General features: G+C 74.7%; 22 protein-coding genes. 10 read left to right on the forward strand and 12 right to left on the reverse strand.

Going from position 1 to position 20,478, the window contains the following annotated elements; genetic code table 11:
* Positions 1–5: 5 nt before the first annotated feature.
* From ACR9E3_RS01300 to ACR9E3_RS01330, 7 genes are all read right to left on the reverse strand, one after another.
* A complete protein-coding gene (locus ACR9E3_RS01300) occupies positions 6–530 on the reverse strand; it encodes a nuclear transport factor 2 family protein (RefSeq protein WP_460377830.1) in 525 nt (174 codons plus the stop codon).
* Positions 527–1,801 (reverse strand): cytochrome P450, encoded by a 1,275-nt coding sequence (locus tag ACR9E3_RS01305; protein WP_460377831.1) that lies wholly within the window; start codon positions 1,799–1,801, stop codon positions 527–529. The genes ACR9E3_RS01300 and ACR9E3_RS01305 overlap by 4 nt, the downstream gene beginning before the upstream one ends.
* A 16-nt stretch (positions 1,802–1,817) precedes the next feature.
* The gene (locus ACR9E3_RS01310; RefSeq protein ID WP_460377833.1) at positions 1,818–2,660 is read right to left on the reverse strand and encodes an SDR family NAD(P)-dependent oxidoreductase; all 843 of its coding nucleotides are present in this window, start codon (positions 2,658–2,660) and stop codon (positions 1,818–1,820) included.
* Between the two features lie 79 nt (positions 2,661–2,739).
* On the reverse strand, positions 2,740–3,195 hold the full coding sequence (locus ACR9E3_RS01315; RefSeq protein ID WP_460377834.1) for a nuclear transport factor 2 family protein: 456 nt from the start codon (positions 3,193–3,195) through the stop codon (positions 2,740–2,742).
* Positions 3,192–4,190, reverse strand: a complete 999-nt coding sequence (locus ACR9E3_RS01320; protein ID WP_460377835.1) for an LLM class flavin-dependent oxidoreductase — start codon at positions 4,188–4,190, stop codon at positions 3,192–3,194. The genes ACR9E3_RS01315 and ACR9E3_RS01320 overlap by 4 nt, the downstream gene beginning before the upstream one ends.
* Positions 4,187–4,618: a nuclear transport factor 2 family protein gene (locus tag ACR9E3_RS01325; protein WP_460377837.1), complete on the reverse strand. Its 432-nt coding sequence runs from the start codon at positions 4,616–4,618 to the stop codon at positions 4,187–4,189. Before ACR9E3_RS01325 ends, ACR9E3_RS01320 begins: the two co-directional genes overlap by 4 nt.
* Entirely contained in the window at positions 4,615–5,817 is a 1,203-nt protein-coding gene (locus ACR9E3_RS01330; RefSeq protein ID WP_460377839.1) for a cytochrome P450, read from the reverse strand. The genes ACR9E3_RS01325 and ACR9E3_RS01330 overlap by 4 nt, the downstream gene beginning before the upstream one ends.
* A gap of 167 nt (positions 5,818–5,984) precedes the next feature.
* On the opposite strand from ACR9E3_RS01330, the gene ACR9E3_RS01335 reads away from it, so the two are divergent.
* The 8 genes from ACR9E3_RS01335 to ACR9E3_RS01370 all read left to right on the forward strand — a co-directional run bounded on the left by ACR9E3_RS01335 (position 5,985) and on the right by ACR9E3_RS01370 (position 13,989).
* Positions 5,985–7,442, forward strand: coding sequence for an FAD-dependent oxidoreductase (locus tag ACR9E3_RS01335; protein WP_460377841.1), 1,458 nt, complete (start codon positions 5,985–5,987; stop codon positions 7,440–7,442).
* A gap of 29 nt (positions 7,443–7,471) precedes the next feature.
* Positions 7,472–8,497 carry an LLM class flavin-dependent oxidoreductase gene (locus tag ACR9E3_RS01340; RefSeq protein WP_460377843.1) on the forward strand — a complete coding sequence of 342 codons (1,026 nt, stop codon included), beginning with the start codon at positions 7,472–7,474 and terminating at the stop codon, positions 8,495–8,497.
* Complete coding sequence (locus tag ACR9E3_RS01345; protein ID WP_460377845.1) at positions 8,494–9,543, forward strand: Gfo/Idh/MocA family protein; 1,050 nt, start codon at positions 8,494–8,496, stop codon at positions 9,541–9,543. The genes ACR9E3_RS01340 and ACR9E3_RS01345 overlap by 4 nt, the downstream gene beginning before the upstream one ends.
* A 38-nt stretch (positions 9,544–9,581) precedes the next feature.
* Complete coding sequence (locus ACR9E3_RS01350) at positions 9,582–10,787, forward strand: cytochrome P450 (protein ID WP_460377846.1); 1,206 nt, start codon at positions 9,582–9,584, stop codon at positions 10,785–10,787.
* Positions 10,784–11,014, forward strand: a complete 231-nt coding sequence (locus ACR9E3_RS01355; RefSeq protein WP_460377847.1) for a ferredoxin — start codon at positions 10,784–10,786, stop codon at positions 11,012–11,014. The genes ACR9E3_RS01350 and ACR9E3_RS01355 overlap by 4 nt, the downstream gene beginning before the upstream one ends.
* A 19-nt stretch (positions 11,015–11,033) precedes the next feature.
* Positions 11,034–11,780, forward strand: a complete 747-nt coding sequence (locus tag ACR9E3_RS01360; RefSeq protein WP_460377848.1) for an SDR family oxidoreductase — start codon at positions 11,034–11,036, stop codon at positions 11,778–11,780.
* An 18-nt stretch (positions 11,781–11,798) separates the two neighbouring features.
* Positions 11,799–12,578, forward strand: coding sequence for a metallophosphoesterase family protein (locus tag ACR9E3_RS01365; protein WP_460377850.1), 780 nt, complete (start codon positions 11,799–11,801; stop codon positions 12,576–12,578).
* A 94-nt stretch (positions 12,579–12,672) separates the two neighbouring features.
* The gene (locus ACR9E3_RS01370; RefSeq protein WP_460377852.1) at positions 12,673–13,989 is read left to right on the forward strand and encodes an MFS transporter; all 1,317 of its coding nucleotides are present in this window, start codon (positions 12,673–12,675) and stop codon (positions 13,987–13,989) included.
* Here ACR9E3_RS01370 and ACR9E3_RS01375 read toward each other — a convergent pair.
* Both ACR9E3_RS01375 and ACR9E3_RS01380 read right to left on the reverse strand, forming a co-directional pair.
* Positions 13,958–14,977, reverse strand: coding sequence for an amidohydrolase family protein (locus tag ACR9E3_RS01375; protein WP_460377854.1), 1,020 nt, complete (start codon positions 14,975–14,977; stop codon positions 13,958–13,960). The genes ACR9E3_RS01370 and ACR9E3_RS01375 overlap by 32 nt on opposite strands.
* Positions 14,970–16,349, reverse strand: a complete 1,380-nt coding sequence (locus ACR9E3_RS01380) for a metal-dependent hydrolase family protein (RefSeq protein WP_460377856.1) — start codon at positions 16,347–16,349, stop codon at positions 14,970–14,972. The genes ACR9E3_RS01375 and ACR9E3_RS01380 overlap by 8 nt, the downstream gene beginning before the upstream one ends.
* A gap of 121 nt (positions 16,350–16,470) precedes the next feature.
* Between ACR9E3_RS01380 and ACR9E3_RS01385 the strand changes: the two genes are divergently transcribed.
* Entirely contained in the window at positions 16,471–17,247 is a 777-nt protein-coding gene (locus ACR9E3_RS01385; protein WP_460377857.1) for an SDR family NAD(P)-dependent oxidoreductase, read from the forward strand.
* Positions 17,248–17,264: 17 nt separating this feature from the next.
* Positions 17,265–18,140, forward strand: coding sequence for a TrmB family transcriptional regulator (locus ACR9E3_RS01390; RefSeq protein ID WP_460377859.1), 876 nt, complete (start codon positions 17,265–17,267; stop codon positions 18,138–18,140).
* 73 nt (positions 18,141–18,213) lie between these two features.
* On the opposite strand, the gene ACR9E3_RS01395 is transcribed toward ACR9E3_RS01390, so the two are convergent.
* The 3 genes from ACR9E3_RS01395 to ACR9E3_RS01405 are packed head-to-tail and all read right to left on the reverse strand — an operon-like array spanning position 18,214 to position 20,439.
* Positions 18,214–18,972 carry an SDR family NAD(P)-dependent oxidoreductase gene (locus ACR9E3_RS01395; RefSeq protein ID WP_460377860.1) on the reverse strand — a complete coding sequence of 253 codons (759 nt, stop codon included), beginning with the start codon at positions 18,970–18,972 and terminating at the stop codon, positions 18,214–18,216.
* Positions 18,972–19,748 (reverse strand): sugar phosphate isomerase/epimerase family protein, encoded by a 777-nt coding sequence (locus tag ACR9E3_RS01400; protein ID WP_460377861.1) that lies wholly within the window; start codon positions 19,746–19,748, stop codon positions 18,972–18,974. The genes ACR9E3_RS01395 and ACR9E3_RS01400 overlap by 1 nt, the downstream gene beginning before the upstream one ends.
* Positions 19,741–20,439 (reverse strand): ThuA domain-containing protein, encoded by a 699-nt coding sequence (locus tag ACR9E3_RS01405; RefSeq protein WP_460377862.1) that lies wholly within the window; start codon positions 20,437–20,439, stop codon positions 19,741–19,743. The genes ACR9E3_RS01400 and ACR9E3_RS01405 overlap by 8 nt, the downstream gene beginning before the upstream one ends.
* Positions 20,440–20,478 lie beyond the last annotated feature (39 nt).

The raw sequence follows: 20,478 nt of genomic DNA on the forward strand, positions 1-20,478 counted from the left end.
CGGACCTAGAGGGCCATCCGGTGCCGGTCCGGCCCGGCCCACCCCTCCGCGACGGGGACCGAGTAGTAGATCTCCAGCGCGACGCTCGCGAACATCCACGCGCCGTCGACGCGCCGGTAGGTGTCGGCGAAGCGCCCGGCGAGCACGAAGCTCTGCCCGTGATAGATCGGGGTGGCGAACAGGAAGCTCGTCCCGGTCGCGCGATCACCGTCGACGGTGACGTCGTGCCCGTGGATGAACTGCCGGACGAACGGCTTCCCCGGCGTTGATGGGTCGAGCTCCGCTTCGCTGCGTCTCCCGCCGTCCGGCAGCAGCCGCGGGATCGCCGCGAAGAACTCGGTGATCGCCGCCCGCCCGGACGCCGACCCCAGGTAGGAGTAGTCGAGCTCGGCGTCCGGGGCGAACAGGCTCCCGATCTCGTCCCACCGGTCGGTGTTGACGTAGTCGTGGAACCGGTTGCGCAGCCGGTGCAGCGCCGACTCCGCCTCGAGGACGTCGAGGCGGCGCCGGAGCTCCTCGAGCTCGGTCACCGGGCGGTGAACGTCAGGGGCAGGCGCTGCATGCCGTGCATGACGTAGCTCGGGTCGTAGCGCGGCACGAAGCCGGGCTCGGCGAGCGCGATGTCGTCGAGACGCTCGAGCAGCACCTCGACGGCGATGCGGGCGACGGACCGGGCCAGCGGGGCGCCGATGCAGGAGTGCGGGCCGTGGCCGAACGCCTGGTGCGAGCGCAGGTGCGCCCGGTCCGGGTCGAACGACTCCGGGGCGTCGAAGACCTCCTCGTCGCGGTTGCCGGAGGCGTAGACGACCCACACGTGGGCCCCGGCGGGGATCGCGACGCCGCCGAGCTCGGTGTCCTCGGTGGCGACGCGGAAGAGCCCCTGCACCGGCGACTCGAGCCGCAGCGCCTCCTCGAGGTAGCGGGGGAGCTCCTCGGGGCGGGACCGCACCTGGGCCATGAGGTCCGGGCTCTCGCAGAGCATCAGCATGAACGACGAGATCAGTTTGGTCGTCGTGTCGGCGCCGGCGCCGATGAACTGGCTGCAGAAGCCGACCATCTCGTTGCGCGTCAGCGGCTCGTCACCCTCGTCGCGGGCCCGCACGATCGCCGAGAGCAGGTCGTCGCCCGGGTCCCGCTCGCGGTCGGCGATCTCGTTCTCGAAGAAGGTCCAGAACTCGATCTGGGTCTCGAGCGTCGCGAGCAGCGCCTCGTCGGTCATCGCGGTGCCGATGGCGGCGTTGATGGCGTCGGCCCAGCGGGCGAAGTCACCGGACTTCTCCACCGGGACACCGAGCAGCGTCGCGAGCGCCTGCACCGGCGCGGGCGAGCAGAAGGCCGGCACGAGGTCGACCTCGCCCGGGTCGCCCGACACCGCGAAGCCGTCGACGAGCCCGTGGCAGAGCTCGCGGATGCGCGGCTCGATCCGCGTGACCGACCGCGGTGTGAACGCCTTGGCGAGGATCCGACGGTGGCGCGTGTGGTCCGGCGGGTCCTGGGTGAACAGGACGTCGCCGCGGCTCATCACCACCCGCACGCGCTCGGCGAACTCCGGGGTGGCGTCGGAGAGCGCCCGGCCCACCGCCGCCACCGCCTCCGAGACGGTCGGGCCCATCGGGTTCTGGCTGGAGAACAGGCGCGGCGCGGTGTTGACGCGCTCGATGTCGGCGTGGCGGGTGACGACGTAGATGTCGTGCTCGGTGTCGTGGAAGACCGGGGCCTCGTGCCGCAACCGGGCGTAGTGCGGGTACGGGCACCGCATCGCGTCCGGTTCCTGGTCGAAGATCGGCTGGGTCGGTCGCATCGCGGTGCTCATCGCGCTACTTCGCCCCCTGGCCCGCGTCGACGCGCAGGATGTGTCCGGTGATCTGGTCGGCGTTGTCCGACGCCAGGAACAGCACCGAGTCGGTGATGTCGGAGACCTCGGTGCGCCACTTCTCCCCGGGCATGTTGCCGGCCGCGGAGAACATCTCGTAGGCGTCGTCGGGCGCCATCCCGACCTCGCCCGCGAGACCCAGCACCATGCCGGAGCCCTGTCCCTCGCCCGGCTTGATGGTGGCCGGCGCGATCGCGTTGACGTTGATGCCGAACTCGGCGAGCTCGAAGGCCCAGGCCGAGGTCAGGCCCTGGATCGCGTGCTTGGCGGCGACGTAGTGCGACAGCTGGGCGTGCCCGGAGCCGGTGACCCCGGACGAGATGTTGATGATCTTGCCGGAGCCCCGGCCGATCATGTTCGGCACCACGTACTTCGCGACGTACATGTGGCCCTTGACGATCGTGTCGATCACGGCGTCCATGACGTGCGGCCGCATGCCCTGGATGGTGTCGAGGGCGGCGACGCCGGCGTTGTTGACGAGCACGTCGATGCGGCCGTCGAAGTAGTCGAGCGCCTTGGCCACCGACGCCTCGACCTGGCTCTCGTCGCGGATGTCGCAGGGCAGCGGCAGGCAGCGGCGCCCGGACTTCTCCACGGCCTGCACGGTGTCCTCGAGCATCTGGCCGGTGGCGAGCGGATAGATGTCCGGGATCGGGTCGGTGATGTCGAGCGCGGCGATGTCGGCCCCCGCGTCGGCGAACGCCAGCGCGTGGCTGAGCCCCTGGCCCTTCGCCGCGCCGGTGATCAGGACGTGCTTGCCCTCGAGCCCCCGCAGTACTGCCGCCATCGAACGCCTCCTCGGGTTCCTGTGACGCCGCTCATGCGTCGTGAGGACGCTAACGCCGCTCGATCGCAGCGGGCAAGGCTCAGCCGGTCTCGGGCTCCTTCCGGACGATCCACGTCCACCCGTCGCGCGGGCCGCCCTCGACCAGCGCGGCCTCGATCCGGCGCTCGGCGATCCGCCACGCGCCGTCCGAGCGCACGAGCACGTCGACGTAGCGCAGGCCCACCCGCCACTGCGTCCCGTCGTGGAGCTCGTGCCCCGCCGAGCACGAGGAGACCGCGTGCACGGTCCCGTCCTCGGCCTCCGTGAGCCGCACCTGGCCGAGGTGGTGGTGCGTCCGCCGGAACCCGCCCTGGCCGCCGGCGAACCGCGCCCGCAGCGCCGCGCGGCCGCGCAGCACCCCGCCGCGGCCGGGGCCGAAGTCCATGACGGCGTCGGCGGTGAACAGGTCCACGACGGCGTCCATGTCGTAGTCGTCGATCCGCTCGCAGTACAGCGCGAGCACGTCGGTGATCGCGATGCGGTCGTCCTGGTTCACGACGCCTCCGGGGAGCGCAGACGGGGGAGCACCCGCTCGCCGACGGTCGCGACGCGGGTCAGGGCGGTGTCGAGGTCCGGCTCGGCGAACAGCAGGCGGATCACGAGGTGGACGCGCGACCAGGCAGCGAGTCCCGCGACCACGGCCCGCAGGCCGGCGACGACCTCCTCGATGTCGCCGCGGACCTGGAGGTGGGCGTCGGCGTCGGACGCCGCGACGGGCTCCGCGAGCCCGGCGTAGACCGCGCGCCCGCGCTGGATGCCTTCGTAGGCCTGCTGGGCGCGGGCGAAGCCGGCGCGGGCCTGCGCCGCGCCGCCGCCCGGCGCGTCCAGCACGCACGTGACGACGACGCCGCGGACGAACGTCGGGTCGGCGGGGTCCCGGACCCCGGCCAGCGTGCTCGAGGCGGCCTCGACGATCGCCGGCTCGCCGCGCCCCACGAGGTGCCCGTCGGCCAGGCGCCCGGCGCGTGCGACGGCCCGGTCGGCGTAGCCGCCGAGCCAGAGCGGGATCGGGCGCGCCGGCGTCGGCGTGACCCGGACGTCGTGCAGCCCGAGCGCCGGGACGGAGAACGGCTCGCCCGTCCCCGCCGCGCGCAGCGCGCCCACGAGGGCCTCGAGGCGCGCCCCGCGGCGGGACGGGTCGACGCCGAACGCCCGGTACTCGTGCTCGGCGTACCCGAGCCCGAGACCGAGCAGGAGCCGCCCGCCGCTGAGCCGGTCGACGAGCGCGGCGTCCTCGGCCAGGCGCAGTGGGTGGTGCAGCGGCGCGAGCACCACGCCCGTCGCCAGCTCGATGCGGGAGGTCGCGGCGGCACAGGCGGCCAGGACGGTCAGCGGCGACGGGAGGTAGCCGTCGGGCAGGCCGTGGTGCTCGGTGACCCAGAACGCGTCGAAGCCGGCGTCCTCGCCCGCCCGGGCGAGCGCGACCGCGTCGGTGGGGTCGCCGTGCTGCCCGCTCCAGAGTCCGAGGCCGATCCTGAGCTCGTCGGTCACAGGGTCAGGACCGCGCCGAGGCGGGCGCGCCACTCGCCGAGGTCCACGTAGTCGCGGACCCCGGTGATGAGGTCCCGCGCGGGGTCGACCTCGACGACGCCGTGGCACGCGACGGCGTACTCGGCGCCGTCGATGCCGAAGCGGTCGACCCGCTCCAGCCACGACCGTTCGGGGGTGTGCGCGGCGGTGACGACGTCCCAGCGCACCCACGCCGACCGCGTGAGGATCGGCGCCAGCATGTCCCGCACGCCCGCCGGCCCGACCACCGGCGGGTGCGGGACGTTCGCCCACGTCGCGTCCTCGGCGAAGCAGGCACCGGCGGCGTCGGCGTCGCGCGCCTCGACCGCGGCGAGGAACCGGCCGATCACCGGCGCCATCACGGGCTCGTGCCGATGGTCGAGCTCCCCTATCGGCGTGCTCCCCTTCATGCTTCGTCTCCGAACACGACGGGGTAGGACGCGAAGTGGTCCCGCGCCGAGTGCGGGTCGCGCACCGGTGGGCTCGCCGGGTCCGGACGGGCCCCGGCGGCGAGCAGGGCGTCGAGCATGAGCGTGACGGTGCCGAGGACCTGGGCGCCCTCGGCCGATCCCGCGGCCGGCACCCCGCCCGCCAGCTCGGTGCCGATGCAGGCGTGCATGCCGCCGCCGAACGCGTGCCCCCAGCGCGGGACGTCGGACGGGACGTCGCGGGCCGGGTCGTACTCCGCGGGCCGGTCGAAGACCTCCGGGTCGCGGTTGGCGGCGGCGATGTCGAGGACGACCTCGGACCCCTCCGGGATGTCGGTGCCGCCGCGCAGCGAGATCGCGGCCAGCGCGCGGCGGCGCGCCACGGGGCTCGCCGGGTGCAGCCGCAACGTCTCGTAGACACACGCCTGCAGCAGCGCGGGGTCGTGGCGGGCCTCCTCGGCGGCCTCGGGGTCGCGGGCCCGCCACGCGAACCAGTCGTCGACGGCGTGGGAGAACGCGTCGGCGGTGCTGTGGGAGCCGGCCTGCAGGTAGAACGCGACCTCGCGGCGCAGCATGTCCCGGTCGAGGCCGAGCTCGTCGCGGTGGCGCAGCAGCGCGGTCAGGACGTCGCGCGGCAGGTCGTCCTCGGCGATCTCCCCGGCCGCGAGCCGGTCGAGCAGCGCCTCGCGGCGGGCGATCGAGGGCGTCAAGAAGATCCGGTCGAACTCGTCGAGCGCCGCCGCGACCTCGGCGCGCACCTCGGCGGGGTCGCGCGTGGTGTGCACCAGCGTCGCGCCCTCGGAGAACTTCTTGGCGAAGCGGTAGAGCGCGTCGGTCTCGGTGACGTCGGTGGTCGAGTGGTCCACCCCGGCCACCATCGCCGTCAGGTTCATGACCGTGCGGTAGCCGAGCTCGAGCAGGTCGGCGTGCCCGGCGGCGACGAAGGGCGCGAGGGTGTCGGTGACGACGTCGCGCAGGAACGTGTGCTCCCAGTGGCGGAACGTCCCGCGGCGGAACAGCCGGTTCTCCACCCGCCGCCGGGTGCGGTGCGCGGAGCCGTGCAGCACGAGCAGACAGTCGGCCATCACGACGCCGCCGGCGTCGTAGAGCGCCTGCTCGAGGTCGTGCTGACGGTAGGCCTCGCGGACGTCGGCGTAGCGGTCCAGGGTGATCGTGGACAAGGAGCGCTCCCTCGCGGTCCGGCATCGGCGTGGCGTGACTAACGACGCTAGCAACGCGCCTGGAGCCGGTCGAGTGGCGCGGACGTCGTCAGGTGCTTGACGCCGCCCCGTGATCTGCCCACTCTGTGACCCGCCCCACCGCCGGACCCAACGTAGCGGGAGTCGCCGTGCCCGAGGTCGAGACGCTCGACGCCGACGTCGTCGTGCTCGGTACCGGACCCGCCGGCATGGCGGCGCTGTCCGCCGCGGCCGACGAGGGCGCGTCGGTCGTCGTCCTCGAGGCCATGGACCACATCGGCGGCAACGCGGTCTGGTCCACGGGCTACCTGGCGTTCGTCGACTCGGCGATGCAGCGCGAGCAGGGCCTCGCCGACGACGAGGAGACCTTCGTCGCCGACGCCCGCGCGATGGTCGACGAGGCCCGCGACCGCTTCGGCGTCGAGTGGGACGAGGACCTGGTCCGGCTGTTCGCCCGCGAGAGCGCGGAGACCTACCGGCTGCTCACCGAGCGCGGCGTGCGCTTCAGCCGCTTCATCCCGCGCCCGCGCCAGCACACCGTCGACCGGATGGCGGCGGTCGAGGACAGCTGGATGCTCGGCCGGGCCTTCGTGCCCGACACGACGCGCCCCGGCGTCACGGTCCGGTACGGCACGGTGGCCGACCGCCTCGTCGTCACCGACGGCCGCGTCACCGGCGTGCGGGCGCACCGCCGCGACGAAGACGCGCCCCTGGAGGTCACCGCGCGCCGCGGCGTCGTCCTGGCCACGGGCGGCTACCAGTCGAACCCCGAGCTGCGGCGCCGCTTCCAGCCCGAGGTGGTGGCGCGGGCGCCCTACCTGGGCATCGACACGTGCCGCGGCGACGGCCACCTCCTCGGCCAGGCCGTGGGCGGCGACCTCGTCAACATGACGTTCGTGCCGCCGCTGGTGATCGTCTCGTCGTCGGTCGTCGAGGACGCCATCGCGGTCAACACCGCGGGGGAGCGGTTCCACGACGAGGCCGGGCCCTACGAGGAGCGGGTCGACCGCCTCCACGAGCAGCCCGGGCGCCGGGCCTGGTACGTCGTCGACGACGAGGTCTTCCGGGAGAAGGCCACGCTGATCAGCCAGATGCCCGAGCCGCCGGTCTCCGCCGGGAGCCTGACCGAGCTGGCCGCGGCCATCGGCGTCCCGGCCGCGGCGCTCGAGGGCACCGTCGCGCGGTGGAACGACTTCCTCGCGGGCACCGCGGACGACCGCGACCCCGACTTCGGCCGCGTGGTGCTCCCGCCCGGACGCCGGACGTGCACCCGGGCGCCGTTCACCGCCGTGCCGATGGTGGAGGGCATCAACTTCTGCTGCGGCGGCTTCCGCGTCACCACCGACCTGCAGGTCCTCGACGTGTTCGGCGACGCGATCCCCGGGCTGTTCGCCGCCGGCGACTGCGTGGGCGGGCTCAACCCGGTCTCGGACCTCGGCGGGATCCACATCAGCGGCGGCTTCACGCTCGGCCGCGTCGCCGGGCGGGCCGCGGCGCGCGACGTCGCCGGCGGCGGCGGCCACGGATCGGTCCTCCACGCGGGGCTGCCGAGCATGCTCGACACCCGCATCGCGCTCGTGCGGCTCGATCCCGAGCCCACCTCCTGAGCAGTCCCGGACCCCCCGAGGAGACGACGATGTCGGTCGGAGTGTTGTTCACGCAGGGCCAGGTCACCGGCGAGCCGCAGACCGTGCTGGCGGAGATCCTCGAGCAGGCCGAGGCCGCGGACCGGCTCGGCTTCTCGGCCGCGCTGACCACGGAGCACAAGGACTCCGACGAGTACTTCGGCGCGCCCCTGCACCTCGCCTTCGCGATCGCCGCCCGCACGCAGCGGGTCCGCGTCGGGACGGCGATCGCCATCGCCCCGCTCTACGCGCCGGTCGTCCTCGCGCAGGACGCCGCGATCCTCGACCAGCTCTCCGGTGGCCGCGCCTGGCTCGGGCTCGGCGCCGGCTACATGCCCGTCGACTACACCGCCGCCGGCGTGCCCTGGGACGACCGGGCCCAGCGCTTCGACGAGACCGTGCGCATCGTGCGGGCCGCGCACACCCAGGAGCGCTTCTCCTTCGACGACCGGCTGCACCGCTTCGACGACCTCGCCGTGCTGCCCCGCCCGCTGCAGGACGGCGGGGTCCCGCTGCACCTCGCGGCCTGGACGCCCGGCGGCCTGCGCCGCGCCGGCCGTCTCGGCGACGGCTGGATCACCAACGCGCTGATGTCCCTGGACACCATGACGGCGATGGCCGCCGACTACCGGGCCGCGGCGGAGGCGTCCGGCCGGCGCCCGCACGTGACCTCGATCCGCTTCTGCTGGCCGTACACCTCGCGCGAGGAGGCCCTCGAGCTCTTCGGCGACACCGCGCTCGCGATGGCCCGCACGCTCTTCGACTACGGCGCGATCACCGACCTGCCCGGCGTCACGAGCGCCGACCAGATCACCCTGGAGGAGTTCGTGCGCGACCGGTTCGTGTTCGGCACCCCCGAGGAGTGCGTCGAGACGATCGGGCGCTTCCGCGACGAGGCGGGCGTCGACGACTTCCTCATGATCTTCCGCTACCCGACCGGCCCGGACCACCGGTCGGTCCTGCGGGCCATGGAGCTGTTCGGGACCGAGGTGCTGCCCGCGCTCGACCGGCCCTCCGTCCCCACGGTCCCCGCGTGACGCCGCTGCGCATCGGTGTCGTCGGCCTGAACTACGCGGCCGGCACGCACCTCCCGGTCTACGCCGCGCTGGCCCGCGAGGGCCTGGTCGAGCTCGCCGCCGTCGCGACCGCGCACCGGGACACCGCCGACGAGGCCGCCCGCACCCACGGTGTCCCGCGGGCGCACGTGGGCTTCGAGGCCCTGTGCGCCGACCCGGACGTCGACCTCGTGGACGTGGCCACCCGGCCGAGCCGGCACGCGGCGATGGCGTCGGCGGCGTTCGCGGCGGGCAAGCACGTGCTCTGCGAGGCGCCGCTGGCCCGGTCGACGGCGGAGGGGCTCGCGATGGCGGACGCGGCGGCGACCTCGGGGCGGCTGGCGGTGGTCGACATGCAGTCGCGGTTCTGGCCGGGCCTGGCCGAGCTCCGCCGCCGTGTGTCCGACGGCTGGATCGGCCGGGTCGACAACGTCGCGGTCCAGGCGTTCTACTCGACGTTCACGATGCCGGCCGCCGTGAGCGGCTCGGGGTGGTGCGCCGACGCCGTCCACGGGGCGAGCTCGCTGCGGGTCCACGGGCTGCACACCGCCGACATCCTGCGGTGGGTGTTCGGCGGGCTGGACGACGTCCGCGGGGTGGCCGCGCGCCGGGCCCCCACCTGGCCGGGTCCCGACGGGCCGCTGCCGGCCGACAGCGTCGACTCGGCGGCCTGGGTCGCCCGGCTCGACGGCGGGGGCCTGTGCTCGGTGCACACCTCGTGGGTCGCGCCCGCCGGCGCGGGGTGGCGCCTCGTCGCCCACGGCGCCGAGGGGGTGCTGGTCGCCGAGGCCGCCGGGCACACGGGGCACTTCCCCGTGCGTCTCTCCGGGGCCCGCTCCGGCGAGGAGGTCACCGAGATCGTCGCCGCCACCGGTGCCGCCACCGAGCCCTTCACCCGGCTCGTCCGGGCGCTCGCCGCGCGTGTGGCCGGGGACGACGCGACCGGGGACCTGCCGACCTTCGCCGACGGCGTCGCCGCCCTGCGGGTGGCCGACGCGGTCGACGGCGGGTTGACGTCAGTCGCCTAACGACTACCGTTCCAGGGTCACCGGGTCGAGGAGGAGCCGTGACCACCACCGGGGAGTCGGTCGTCGTCACCCTGAGCACGTTCGCCGACGCCAAGGACGCCTATCGCAGCCGCGACCTGCGCCAGTCCCTCTACGACGAGGGCGAGGTCGTCATGGCCGACGTGCTGGTGAACCTGCACGGCACCGAGCACCGCGACCGGCGCCGCGTGGAGAACCGGATGTTCCGCCGCGACGTCTTCGAGCGCTACGAGCGCGACCTCTTCCCCGAGGTCACGGACCGGACGCTCGCCCCGTACGTCGCCGCGGGCCACGTCGACCTCGTGCACCTCGGCCACGAGCTGATGCTCAACCTCGCGGCGCTCACCGCGGGGATCGACCGGCCCGAGGGCACGGCCGCCGAGACCGCCCGGCTGCACGCGCACATGATGCGGTTCATCGAGGGCGCGACGCTGGCGCACGCGACGGGCGACAAGGCCGCGAAGGCCGCGGAGGTGGCCCGGGCGCTCGAGGAGTGGGACGCGGAGTTCCTCGCGCCCTCGATCGCCCGGCGGCGGGAGATCCTGGCGAACGGGGACGCGGAGCCACCGCGCGACGTCCTGACCACCCTGCTTCGGCACGCCGACGAGCTGGAGCTCCCGCACCACGTCGTCCGCCGCGAGGTCGCGTTCTACCTGCTCGCCGGCGCCCACACGAGCGCGACGGCGTTCGTGCGCACCGTCGACCACCTGCTCGGCTGGTTCGCCGACCACCCCGGACGAGCGGACGCCCACACCGACCCGCTGTTCCTGCAGCGCGCCGTGCACGAGACGGTGCGGCTCAACCCGTCGAGCCCGGTCGGCAGGCGCCGGGCGCTCGCCCCGGTCGCGCTGCGCTCGGGCACGACGATCCCCGAGGGCGCCACCGTGGTGATCGACCTGCAGGCGGTGAACCGGGACACCACGCTCTTCGGCCCCGATGCGGCGGCGTTCGACCCGGACCGCACAGCACCCGCGGGCGTCGCCCCGTTCGGGCTGAGCTTCGCCGCGGGGATGCACGTCTGCATCGGCCAGGACCTCGCGGCCGGCGTCGTGGCCCGCCCCGACACCGATCCCGACACCCACCTGTTCGGTCTCGTCACCGGTGCCGTCGGTCAGCTGCTCGCGGCCGGGGTCCGCCACGACCCCGACCACCCGCCGGAGCGCGACACCACCACCGCCCGCCCGTACTGGGCGACCTACCCGGTGCTGCTCGGAGGAGGTTCGTGACCTACCGCATCGAGGTCGACAAGGACATCTGCCTCAGCTCGGGGCGCTGCGTCGCCGAGCACCCCGACCGCTTCCGCTTCGACGACGACGAGGTCGCCGAGGGGGTGCCCGGCGCCCCGCCGCTGCCCGACGACACGGCGCTGCGCCTCGCCCGCGCCTGTCCGGCGACCGCGCTGCTGGTGTTCGATGCCGGGACCGGCGAGGAGATCGACATCTTCGCCTCGTGAGCACCTAGCGGGAGGGCACGTGGACCTGGGGATCCGGGGGCGGCGCGCGGCGGTGGCCGCCGGGACGGCCGGGCTGGGGAGGGCGTGCGCGGCGGCGCTCGTGGCGGAGGGCGTCGAGGTCACCGTCTGCGGCTCCGACGTCGGACGCGCCGAGGCGGCCGCCGCGGAGCTGGGCGCCGACTGGGCCGTCGCCGACCTCACGGACCCGGAGGCGGCCGCGGGGTTCGTCCGCGAGGTCGAGGCGCGCCACGGCGGGCTCGACGTCCTCGTCGTCAACGGGCCGGGGCCGGCCCCGGGACGCGTGGCCGACACCGCGCTGGGCGACTACCAGGCCGCGCTGGACCGCAGCCTGCTCGCGGTGGTCGGCATGTGCCTTGCCGCGGTGCCGGGGATGCGCGAGCGCGGCTGGGGGAGGGTCGTGGCGATCACCTCGCTGGGCGTGCGCCAGCCCTATCCGAACCTCGCGCTGTCGAACACCGCACGCGCCGGGGCCACGGGGTTCCTGCGCACGCTGGCCCGCGAGGTGGCCGGGGACGGGGTCACCGTCAACTCGGTGCTCCCGGGCCTGCACGACACCGACCGCGTCCGCTCGGTCTACGCCGACCCCGAGGTCCGCGCCGAGGCCCTCGCCGGCGTACCGGCCGGCCGCCTCGGCGACCCCGCGGAGTGCGCGGCGCTGGTCGCGTTCCTGTGCTCGGCGCCGGCCGCGTTCGTCACCGGGGCCGCGATCCCGGTGGACGGCGGGGCGTACCAGGCCCTGCTCTGAGGCACGGGGGACCTGCCCATGATGCTCGCCCAGATCAGCGACACCCATCTCTCGGCGCCGCGCCCCGACGACGATCCGCACGGCCGGCCCGCCCGGGCCCGCACCCAATGGGTGCTGGTGCGCGACGCGCTCCGGGCCGACCCGCCCGACCTCGTCGTCCACACCGGCGACATGGTGCTGGACGATCCGGACCGCACCGAGGACCACGCGGCCGCCCGCCGGGCGATCGGGGAGCTCCCGGTCCCGGTGCTCCTGGTGCCGGGCAACCACGACCTCGGCGACCACGCGTCGATCACCGACGAGCGGCGCGTGGCCTACCTGCGCGTCTGGGGTGTCGACCGGTGGGTCCACCGCCACGCCGGCTGGCGGCTCGTCGGCATCAACTCGCTCCTGCTCGGGAGCGGGCTGTCCGCCGAGCGCGAGCAGGAGGACTGGCTCGACGACCTGCTGGCGAGCGGACCGGCCGAGCCGACCCTGCTGTTCTGCCACCAACCGCTGCTGCTGCCCGTCGTCGGCGAGGCCGAGCGCTGGGCGGTCCCGCCGAGCGGCCCCCGGGAGCGCCTCGTCCGGCGGCTGGCCGGCGCCGGCGTGTCCGTCGTCGCCGGCGGGCACGTCCACCGCCACCGCGACGACACGACCGACGGGGTGCGTCAGATCACCGCGCCGAGCGTCGCGTTCGCCGTCCCGGAGCTCCCGTCGCCGCCGGGGGATCCCGACACCGGCTACCTCACCTACCGGCTCGCGGACGGTCCCCGGCTCACGGTGGAGCGGCGGGTCCTCCGGCCCTCGTCGGCATGATCCGTCGACGGCGGTTCACCGTCCTTTGACAGAAACGTCGTCAGATACCTAACGTCTATCCTCCCGCCACGACGAGTCCAGGGAGGAGGGCGCCGTGTCCACGGATTCGACCGCCGTCCCGGCCGGGCAGGACGCCACCACCCGGCGGGCGCTGCGGCGCCTGTTGGCCGGCGGCGTCGTCGGCTCCTTCGTGGAGTTCTACGAGTTCTCGGTCTACGCCGTGCTCGCGACCACCCTCGCCGCGGTCTTCTTCCCCGCGGTCGACCCGACGACGGCGCTGCTGTCCACGCTCGCCGTGTTCGCCGTCGCGTTCTTCGCCCGGCCGCTCGGCGGGTTCGTGTGGGGCGCGGTCGGCGACCGGATCGGGCGCAAGCGCACCCTCGCGCTCACGGTCCTGCTGATGTCCGCGGCCACGGCGCTGATGGGCCTGCTGCCGGGCTACGCGGCGATCGGGCTCGCGGCCCCGGCGCTGCTCGTGCTCCTGCGGTTCGTGCAGGGCGTCTCGGCGGGCGGTGAGATCTCCGGGGCCGTCTCGTTCGTCGCCGAGCACGCGCCCGTCGACCGGCGCGGCTTCTACGTCGGGATGATCTCCGTCGGCGCGGTCGTCGGGACGCTGCTCGGGAGCCTCCTGCCCGGGGCCCTGCTGCTGACGCTGACGACCGCGCAGATGCAGTCCTGGGGCTGGCGGATCCCGCTGGTGGTCGCCCTGCCGCTGGGGCTCGTCGGTCTCTACATCCGCCGGCGGCTCGACGAGACGCCCTACTTCCTGGCGCTGCGCGAGGAGCGCGCCCGGGCCGCGAACCCGGTGCGCGCCGCCCTGGCCGGCCACCGGCAGCGCCGCCTGCTCGTGATCGCGTTCTTCCTGGTCGCGGCCAACGCCTCGTCGTTCTACATGATCGTCGGGTACCTCCCGAGCTTCGCCACGAAGAGCCTGGCGCTGACCGGCGTGCAGGCCTTCGCGCCCTCGGTGATCGCACTCGCGGCCTGCCTCGTCGCCGAGGTGGGCGGGGCAAGGCTCTCGGACCGGGTCGGGCGGCGGACCGTGCTGCTGGCGAGCGTCGTGGGCCTGCTCGTGCTCTCGTACCCCAGCTTCCTGCTCATCACCTCGGGCACGTTCGGGCTCATCGCCTGCGGGCTGGTGCTCTTCGGACTGCTGGCCGGCGCCTACGCCGCGGTGATCAACGCCGCCCTCGTCGAGCTCTTCCCGACCCGGGTCCGGGTGAGCGGGCACGGGATCACGTACAACCTGTCGGTCGCCCTCTTCGGCGGCTCGGCGCCCTACCTGCTGACCTGGCTCGGCAGCCTGACCGGCTCGACGATGGTCGGGGCGTACTACGTCATGGTGCTGGCGGTCGTGTCGCTGCCCGCCGTGCTCGCGCTCAGGGAGACGGCGCGCAAGCCGCTCCCGTAGGGAGTCGCAGGAGACGCTCGGCGTTGGCCGTCAGCTCCTTCGCCCACGGGCCGGTCGGGGTGTCGTCGGCGTCGGAGTCCCAGCCGGCGAAGTTGGTGCCGAACACCAGGCGGCTCGGGTCGGCCCGGTCGGCGAGCAGGGCGAGCGAGCCCTCGTCGTGCACGTGGACGTCGAGCCAGAGCCGGCGGAAGAAGGGCGCGAAGCCCTGCTCGCGCAGCTGCTCCGAGGCCCAGGGCCGCTTGCGGGCCGCCCGGGCGAAGCGCCCGGCGAGGAACGCCGCGGCGCCGCCGCCGTGGGACAGGCAGACGTCCAGCTCCGGGTGCCGTTCGAGCACGCCGCCGAAGACGAGCGCGGCGACCGCGAGGGTCTCGTCGTAGGCGAAGCCGCACTGCAGGTCGAGGTCGAACCGGCGCAGCCGCGGGTCGGCCGGGGGACCGTCCGGACCGATCGGCGAGGGGTGGACGAACAGCGGGACGTCGAGGTCGACGACCGCCTCGTACAGGGGGTCGAGCGCGGGGTCGTCGAGGGTCCGGCCGGCCGGGTCGGTGTCGAGGTAGATCGCGCTCATCCCGAGGTCGCGCACCGCGCGGCGGGCCTCGGCGATCGAGGCCGCGACGTCCTGGACGGGCAGCTGGGCGGCCCCGAGGAGACGGTCGGGGTGCCCGGCGACGAGAGCGGCGAGCCCGTCGTTGTGGCGGCGCGCGAAGGCGACGGCGTCGTCGACGGGGAGGTCGCCGAAGTAGGTCAGCGGGTTGGGGGAGAGCAGCTGGCGCCCGATCCCGGCGGCGTCCATGGCCGCCAGCCGGAGGTCGACGTCGGTGAACGGGCTGCCCTCGTACCGCACACCGTGCAGGACGTAGTCGCCGACGCGGTAGAACGGCCGGCCGTCGTCGGACGTGCCGAGCTCCGGACCGGCCGCGCCCGCCGCGCCCTCGGAGGAGCGCAGGACGGCGTGGGCGTGCACGTCCAGCACGCCCGGCTCAGACATGCGACAGGCGCTCGAGGTCCTCCTCGGTGAGCGCGAGCGAGCGCGTCAGCGGGCACGCGGCGAGGAAGCGGACCTGGTCCGACGCGCGCTGCTTGTGCTCCGGGATGGGCGTCGTCAGGTCGGTGCGCCTGCCGCCCTTGATCACCTCGACGATGCGCTCCTTGTCCTGCAGCACCCGCACGTCACGCAGCGGGTCGCCGTCGACCACCAGCACGTCGGCGACCTTCCCGGCCTCGAGCGTGCCGACGCCGTCGGGGCCCTCCATCCGCATCGCGAACGCCCCGTTGCGGGTCGCGGCGACGATCGCCTCCATCGGGGTCATCCCCATGTAGTCGACGAACATCTCCAGCTCGCGGGCGTGCCACTCGCCGACCGGGGTGACCGCGAACCCGGTCTCGGAGCCGGTGAGGAAGCGGACCCCGGCGGCGTGGGCCTTGGTGAGCTGCTTGGCCGTCACCTCGATCTCGGCGCGGAACACGTCGAGCAGCTCCGGGGCGGTGCCGATCCGGGCGCCGTAGTCGGCGAGGTTGCCGAGCAGCGTGAACGTCGGGCACATCGAGGCGCCGGCCTCGACGACGGCCTCGATGGCCTCGTCGTCGAGGTAGGAGGCGTGGTAGATCAGGTCGACCCCGGCACGGGCGGCGTCGCGGGTGGAGTCGGAGTTGCGGCAGTGCGCGACGACCTTGGTGTTCAGCTCGTGCGCGGTGTCGCAGACGGTGCGCAGCTCGTCGATGTTCCAGACCTTGACCTCGGGGCCCTTCATCGAGGGGATGAGGCCCGTGACCATGATCTTGATCCAGTCGACGCCGTACTTGATCTGCCGCCGGATCTCGTTGACCATCACGTCCCGGCCGGTCACGACCGTCGCGTACCCGGTGGTCCCCTCGTCGGAGATCATCCGGCCGGCCGTGCCGCCCAGCATCGTCATCAGCGCCTGGCCGCCCGCGCGCATCCGCGGGCCCTCGACGATGCCGGACTCGATGGCGTCCCGGAGCTCGCAGCCGATGTTCCACAGGCAGTCGGCGTCGAGCACGCTGGTGACGCCGGCGCGCAGCACCTTGCGGGCGTTGTAGGCCGAGAGCATCGAGCTGTAGGCCTCGGTGCGGTGGTGGAACAGCTCGTCGTTGCCGGTCGGCTCGCCGAAGGTGAGGTGCGTGTGGGCGTCGATGATCCCGGGCATGACGGTGCGCCCGGTCGCGTCGACACGCTCGGTCGCCGCATCGGCGCCGGCGGCGGCCTCCGCGCCGAGGGCCGCGATGCGCCCGTCGCGCAGCAGCACGTCCTCGCCGGGACGCGCCGCGGCGCCGGTGCCGTCGACGACCGTGCCGCCGTGGATCAGGATGCTCGCCATCGCGCCTCCCGGGTCGGGCATGCGCCGTCAGGATACTGACGACTACAGGTGCTCCCGCTCGTACCTGGGTGCCAGTGTCCCACACGGACCGCCGATCGCCCGGTGATGGACGCGATCGATCGGCACCATTAGCGTCGTTACCGTGACGACGACGTGGGCAGTGATCACCGGGGCGGGTCGGGGGATCGGCGCCGTCCTGGCCCGGCACGCCGCCAAGGAGGGCTACCGGGTCGCGGCCTGGGACCTCGACGGCGAGGCGGTGCACGCGGTGGCGGCCGAGATCGGCGAGGCGTGCGTGCCGAACGTCGTCGACGTCGCCGACGAGAGCTCGGTCCGGGCGGCGATGGCCGAGCTGCCCGCCGCGCCGGCGCTGGTGGTGAACAACGCCGGCATCGTCCGCTTCGGCCCCCTGCTCGAGCTCGCCGCCGCCGACTTCCGGGCCGCGCTGGACGTCAACCTCACCGGCTCGTTCCTCGTGGCGCGCACCGCGGCCGCGCGCATGGTCGCCGAGGGCACGGGCGGTGCCGTCGTCAACATCTCCTCGATCAACGGGCTCGCCGCGGCCCCCGGCGCCGGGGCGTACACGTCGTCGAAGGCCGCGGTCGTCAAGCTCACCGAGCACATGGCCCTGGAGTGGGGCGGCCACGGCATCCGCGTCAACGCGGTCGCGCCGGGCCTCATCGACGCCGGGATGTCGGAGCCGATCAACGCCGACCCCGCGGCGCGCCGGGCGCGGTCCGGGCGTGTCCCGCTCGGGCGGCTCGGCACCGCGCAGGACGTCGCCGAGGCCGTGCTCTTCCTCGGCTCCGAGAAGGCGGCCTACATCACCGGCCAGACGATCGCGGTCGACGGCGGGATCACCCGCGGCGCGCTCAACGCCATGCCGCGCGGCGCGGCCACCGACCCCGCCGCCGACTGACCTGGAACGATGGGGCCATGTCGCAGCAGAGCGTCATCGACGAGCTGGGCCGTCTCGGGATGTCGGGCTACGAGGCCAAGGCCTACGTCGCCCTCGTGGCCGCCGGCACGCCGCTGAACGGCTACGAGGTCGCGAAGCGCTCGGGCGTGCCGCGCAGCACGGTCTACGAGACGCTCGGCAAGCTGGTCGGACGGGGCGCCGCCTACGAGGTGCACGCGGGCGAGGGCAGCGTCGGCTACCTGTCGCTGCCGCCGGCGTCGCTGCTCGAGCGGATGCGCCGCGAGTTCGACGCCTCGATGGACGCGCTGAACACCGAGCTGCCCCGGCTCGCCGCGCCGCCCCAGGTGCGCATCGTCCACAACCTCACCGACCGCGACTCGCTGCTCGCGCGCGCCGGGGACGTCGTCGGCGCGGCCCGCAACGACCTGTTCCTCTCCGGCTGGCCCGCCGAGCTCGCACCGCTCAAGGCGGCGGCCCGCCGCGCGGAGACCGAGGGCGTCGACGTCTCGGTGGTCAGCTTCGGCGAGGACCCCGAGCCGGTCGGGACGACCACCGTGCACCGCTTCTCGTCGCCGGAGGTCGCCCTGGAGAACCTGGGCTGCCGGCTGCTGGTGGTCGCCGCCGACCGCGAGCAGGCCGTCATCGGCGGCGTCGTGGGGGACGACGCGTGGGGCGTGTTCACCGACGACCCCGCCGTCGTCCTGGTCGCGGTCGAGTACGTGCGCCACGACATCGCCATGCACCTCATCGCCGAGAAGCTCGCGCCCGAGGACTTCGAGACGTTCTGGGCGAACGACCCCGCGATCGCGCGCCTGCGCGCCGACCACGGCATCCCCGCGGCCCTGCTCAAGCTCGGCGGGCACGAAGCGCCGTCCCGCCGCCGGCGCCGCTAGGTGCGCTCCGCGCATGTGAGCACTTCGGAGTGCCCGAGCACTCCGAAGTGCTCACGAGCGCCGGAGGCGCACCTCACGCGTTCGTCACCCCGAGGCCCAGCCCGCCGTCCACGGTGAGGACGTTCCCGGTCACCCACTCCGCGCCGAGCAGGTACTCGACGGCCTCGGCGACCTCGTCGGTCGTGCCGGGGCGGCCCAGCGCGTGCGCCGGGCCCAGGGCCTCCATGCGCTCGGCGGCCGTGGCGTCGTCGAACAGCCCCGCCCGCTGGTTGATCTCGGTGAGGACGCCGCCGGGACGCACGCAGCTGACGCGGACGCCGCGCGGGCCCAGCTCGGCGGCGAGCACCCCGGTCAGCGTCTCGAGCGCACCCTTCGTCGCGGCGTAGGGGGACGCGCCGGGGAAGGCCCGCTGGGTGTGCACCGACCCGAAGAACACGACGGCCCCGCCGGACGCCTCCAGGTGCGGCAGCGCCAGGCCGGTGAGCAGCATCGGCGCGACGGTGTTGGACGCGAAGACGTCGTGCAGGCCCTGCTCGGTCAGCTCGGCGAGCGGGCCCCGGTACATGTTCGCGGCGCCGTGCACGATCGCGTCCAGCCCGCCGCCGTGCTCGACCGCGGCGTCGACCATCGCCCGGCGGTCGGCGTCCACCGTCACGTCGCCCGCGACGGGCCGAGCCCCCGACCGCTCCGCCACCGCGGCGATCCTCTCGACCCGCCGCCCGGTCACGGTCACCCGCGCGCCGGCGGCGGCCAGGCGCTCCACGACGGTCGCGCCGATGCCCGAGCCCCCTCCCGTGACGAGCACGGACATGCCGGCGATCGCTCGGGCCATCAGCGGGCTCCTTCTCGGGCGGTGAGGACGGTCTCGGCGGCGAGCCGCAGCAGCAGGGCCCGCTCGAGGGGCGCGGTGGTCGCGGCCAGCCGGTCGGACTGGACCTCGACCGCGAGCGGGACACCCGCCGGCAGGCCCGCGACGAAGCCGCCGAGGTCGAGCCCGCCGTGCCCCGGCGGGACGCGGTCGTGGCGGGCCTCGCGGGCCGGGTCGTCGGGGACGGTGGCCGGGTCGGCGAGGTCGGTGAGCTGCGCGTAGCCGGTCAGCGCCGGGTCGGCGGGGCGGGTGAGGTCGTCGCCGGCGCGGTGCAGGTGCAGCGGGTCGAGCAGCACGGTGACCCCGTCGCCGACGGCGCGGGCGACGCGCTCGGCCGCGTCGCGGGTCCGGACACCCGTGAAGCGCATCGGTTCCAGGGCGACTCGGGTCCCCGACCCGCGCAGGCGGGCGGCGAGCTCCGCGACCCGGGCGGCGGTCACGTCCTCGTCGGGGTCGTCGGAGACGGTGAGCAGGAACCGGGCGCCCAGGTCGGCGGCGACGTCCGCCAGGGCGAGCTCGTGCTCGCCCAGCGGGGCGGTGCCGAGCCGGACGACCTCGACGTCGAGGAGCCCGATCCCGTCGCGCGCCAGCGCTCCGGCGACCGCGTCGCGCTGCCCCCACGGGTCGCCGAGGCGGACACCGGCGAGGTCGTAGCCGGCCGCGGTCGCGCAGGCGACGACCTCGGCCGGGCCGAGGTCGAGCACGCAGCCGGCGGACAGCGACAGCGGGTGATCAGGCACCGAGGGCCCATCGGGCGGCGCGCGTGACGATCTCCGCGTGCTCGGGCACCGCGTACGACGGCGGGTGGTGGCCGAGGGCGTCATAGACGACACGGCCGCCGCCGTGCTCGCGGGCCCAGAGCAGGGGCATGACGCGCCCGTCCGGGCCCGGCTGGGGCGCGCTGAGCTGCGGGTCGAGGTCGGCGGCGAGCTCCATGTCGCCGTACACCTCGTCGACGAGGCAGAAGTCGTCCACGCCCGCCACCAGGTCGTCCCCGCCGACGACCGAGACGTCGATCTCGGGACCCAGCGGCGGGTGCTGCGAGTGCCCCCACACCCAGCGTGCGCCCAGGGCCGCGTGCCAGGCCGGCCAGTCGTCGAAGCACAGCGCCGCGGTGTGCATCGCGAGCACGCCGCCGCCTCCGGCGAGGTGGTCGGCGAACGCCGCGCGCGCCGCGTCGGAGGGGCTCGCCCCCTCGGCGCCGGCCTGCTGCCGGTAGCGGTCGGGCACCCCGGGGCCGGTCATCGACCAGCGCAGCGCGTTGACCACGAGGAGGTCCGCGCCGGGCAGGGCGAGCAGCGCCGCGTCGACCCCCGCGACGCCCTCGTGGACCTCCGCCGTGACCCCGAGCGGGCGCAGCATCTCGACGAGGCAGGACGTGGTGGCCGGGAAGTCGTGGGTCAACCCTCCGGACAGCACCACCGCGCGCATCGGGACTCCCTCGTCGTCAGGCGTCTCACCACTACGGCG

This window comes from Actinomycetospora sp. C-140, assembly GCF_054796175.1.

Excerpts from the sequence above, each read along its gene's own strand:
- ACR9E3_RS01305 (WP_460377831.1), bottom strand. The coding sequence starts at position 1,801 with ATGCGACCGACCCAGCCGATCTTCGACCAGGAACCGGACGCGATGCGG.
- ACR9E3_RS01310 (WP_460377833.1), bottom strand. The coding sequence starts at position 2,660 with ATGGCGGCAGTACTGCGGGGGCTCGAGGGCAAGCACGTCCTGATCACC.
- ACR9E3_RS01325 (WP_460377837.1), bottom strand. The coding sequence starts at position 4,618 with ATGAAGGGGAGCACGCCGATAGGGGAGCTCGACCATCGGCACGAGCCC.
- ACR9E3_RS01340 (WP_460377843.1), top strand. The coding sequence starts at position 7,472 with ATGTCGGTCGGAGTGTTGTTCACGCAGGGCCAGGTCACCGGCGAGCCG.
- ACR9E3_RS01365 (WP_460377850.1), top strand. The coding sequence starts at position 11,799 with ATGATGCTCGCCCAGATCAGCGACACCCATCTCTCGGCGCCGCGCCCC.
- ACR9E3_RS01375 (WP_460377854.1), bottom strand. The coding sequence starts at position 14,977 with ATGTCTGAGCCGGGCGTGCTGGACGTGCACGCCCACGCCGTCCTGCGC.
- ACR9E3_RS01380 (WP_460377856.1), bottom strand. The coding sequence starts at position 16,349 with ATGCCCGACCCGGGAGGCGCGATGGCGAGCATCCTGATCCACGGCGGC.
- ACR9E3_RS01390 (WP_460377859.1), top strand. The coding sequence starts at position 17,265 with ATGTCGCAGCAGAGCGTCATCGACGAGCTGGGCCGTCTCGGGATGTCG.
- ACR9E3_RS01395 (WP_460377860.1), bottom strand. The coding sequence starts at position 18,972 with ATGGCCCGAGCGATCGCCGGCATGTCCGTGCTCGTCACGGGAGGGGGC.
- ACR9E3_RS01405 (WP_460377862.1), bottom strand. The coding sequence starts at position 20,439 with ATGCGCGCGGTGGTGCTGTCCGGAGGGTTGACCCACGACTTCCCGGCC.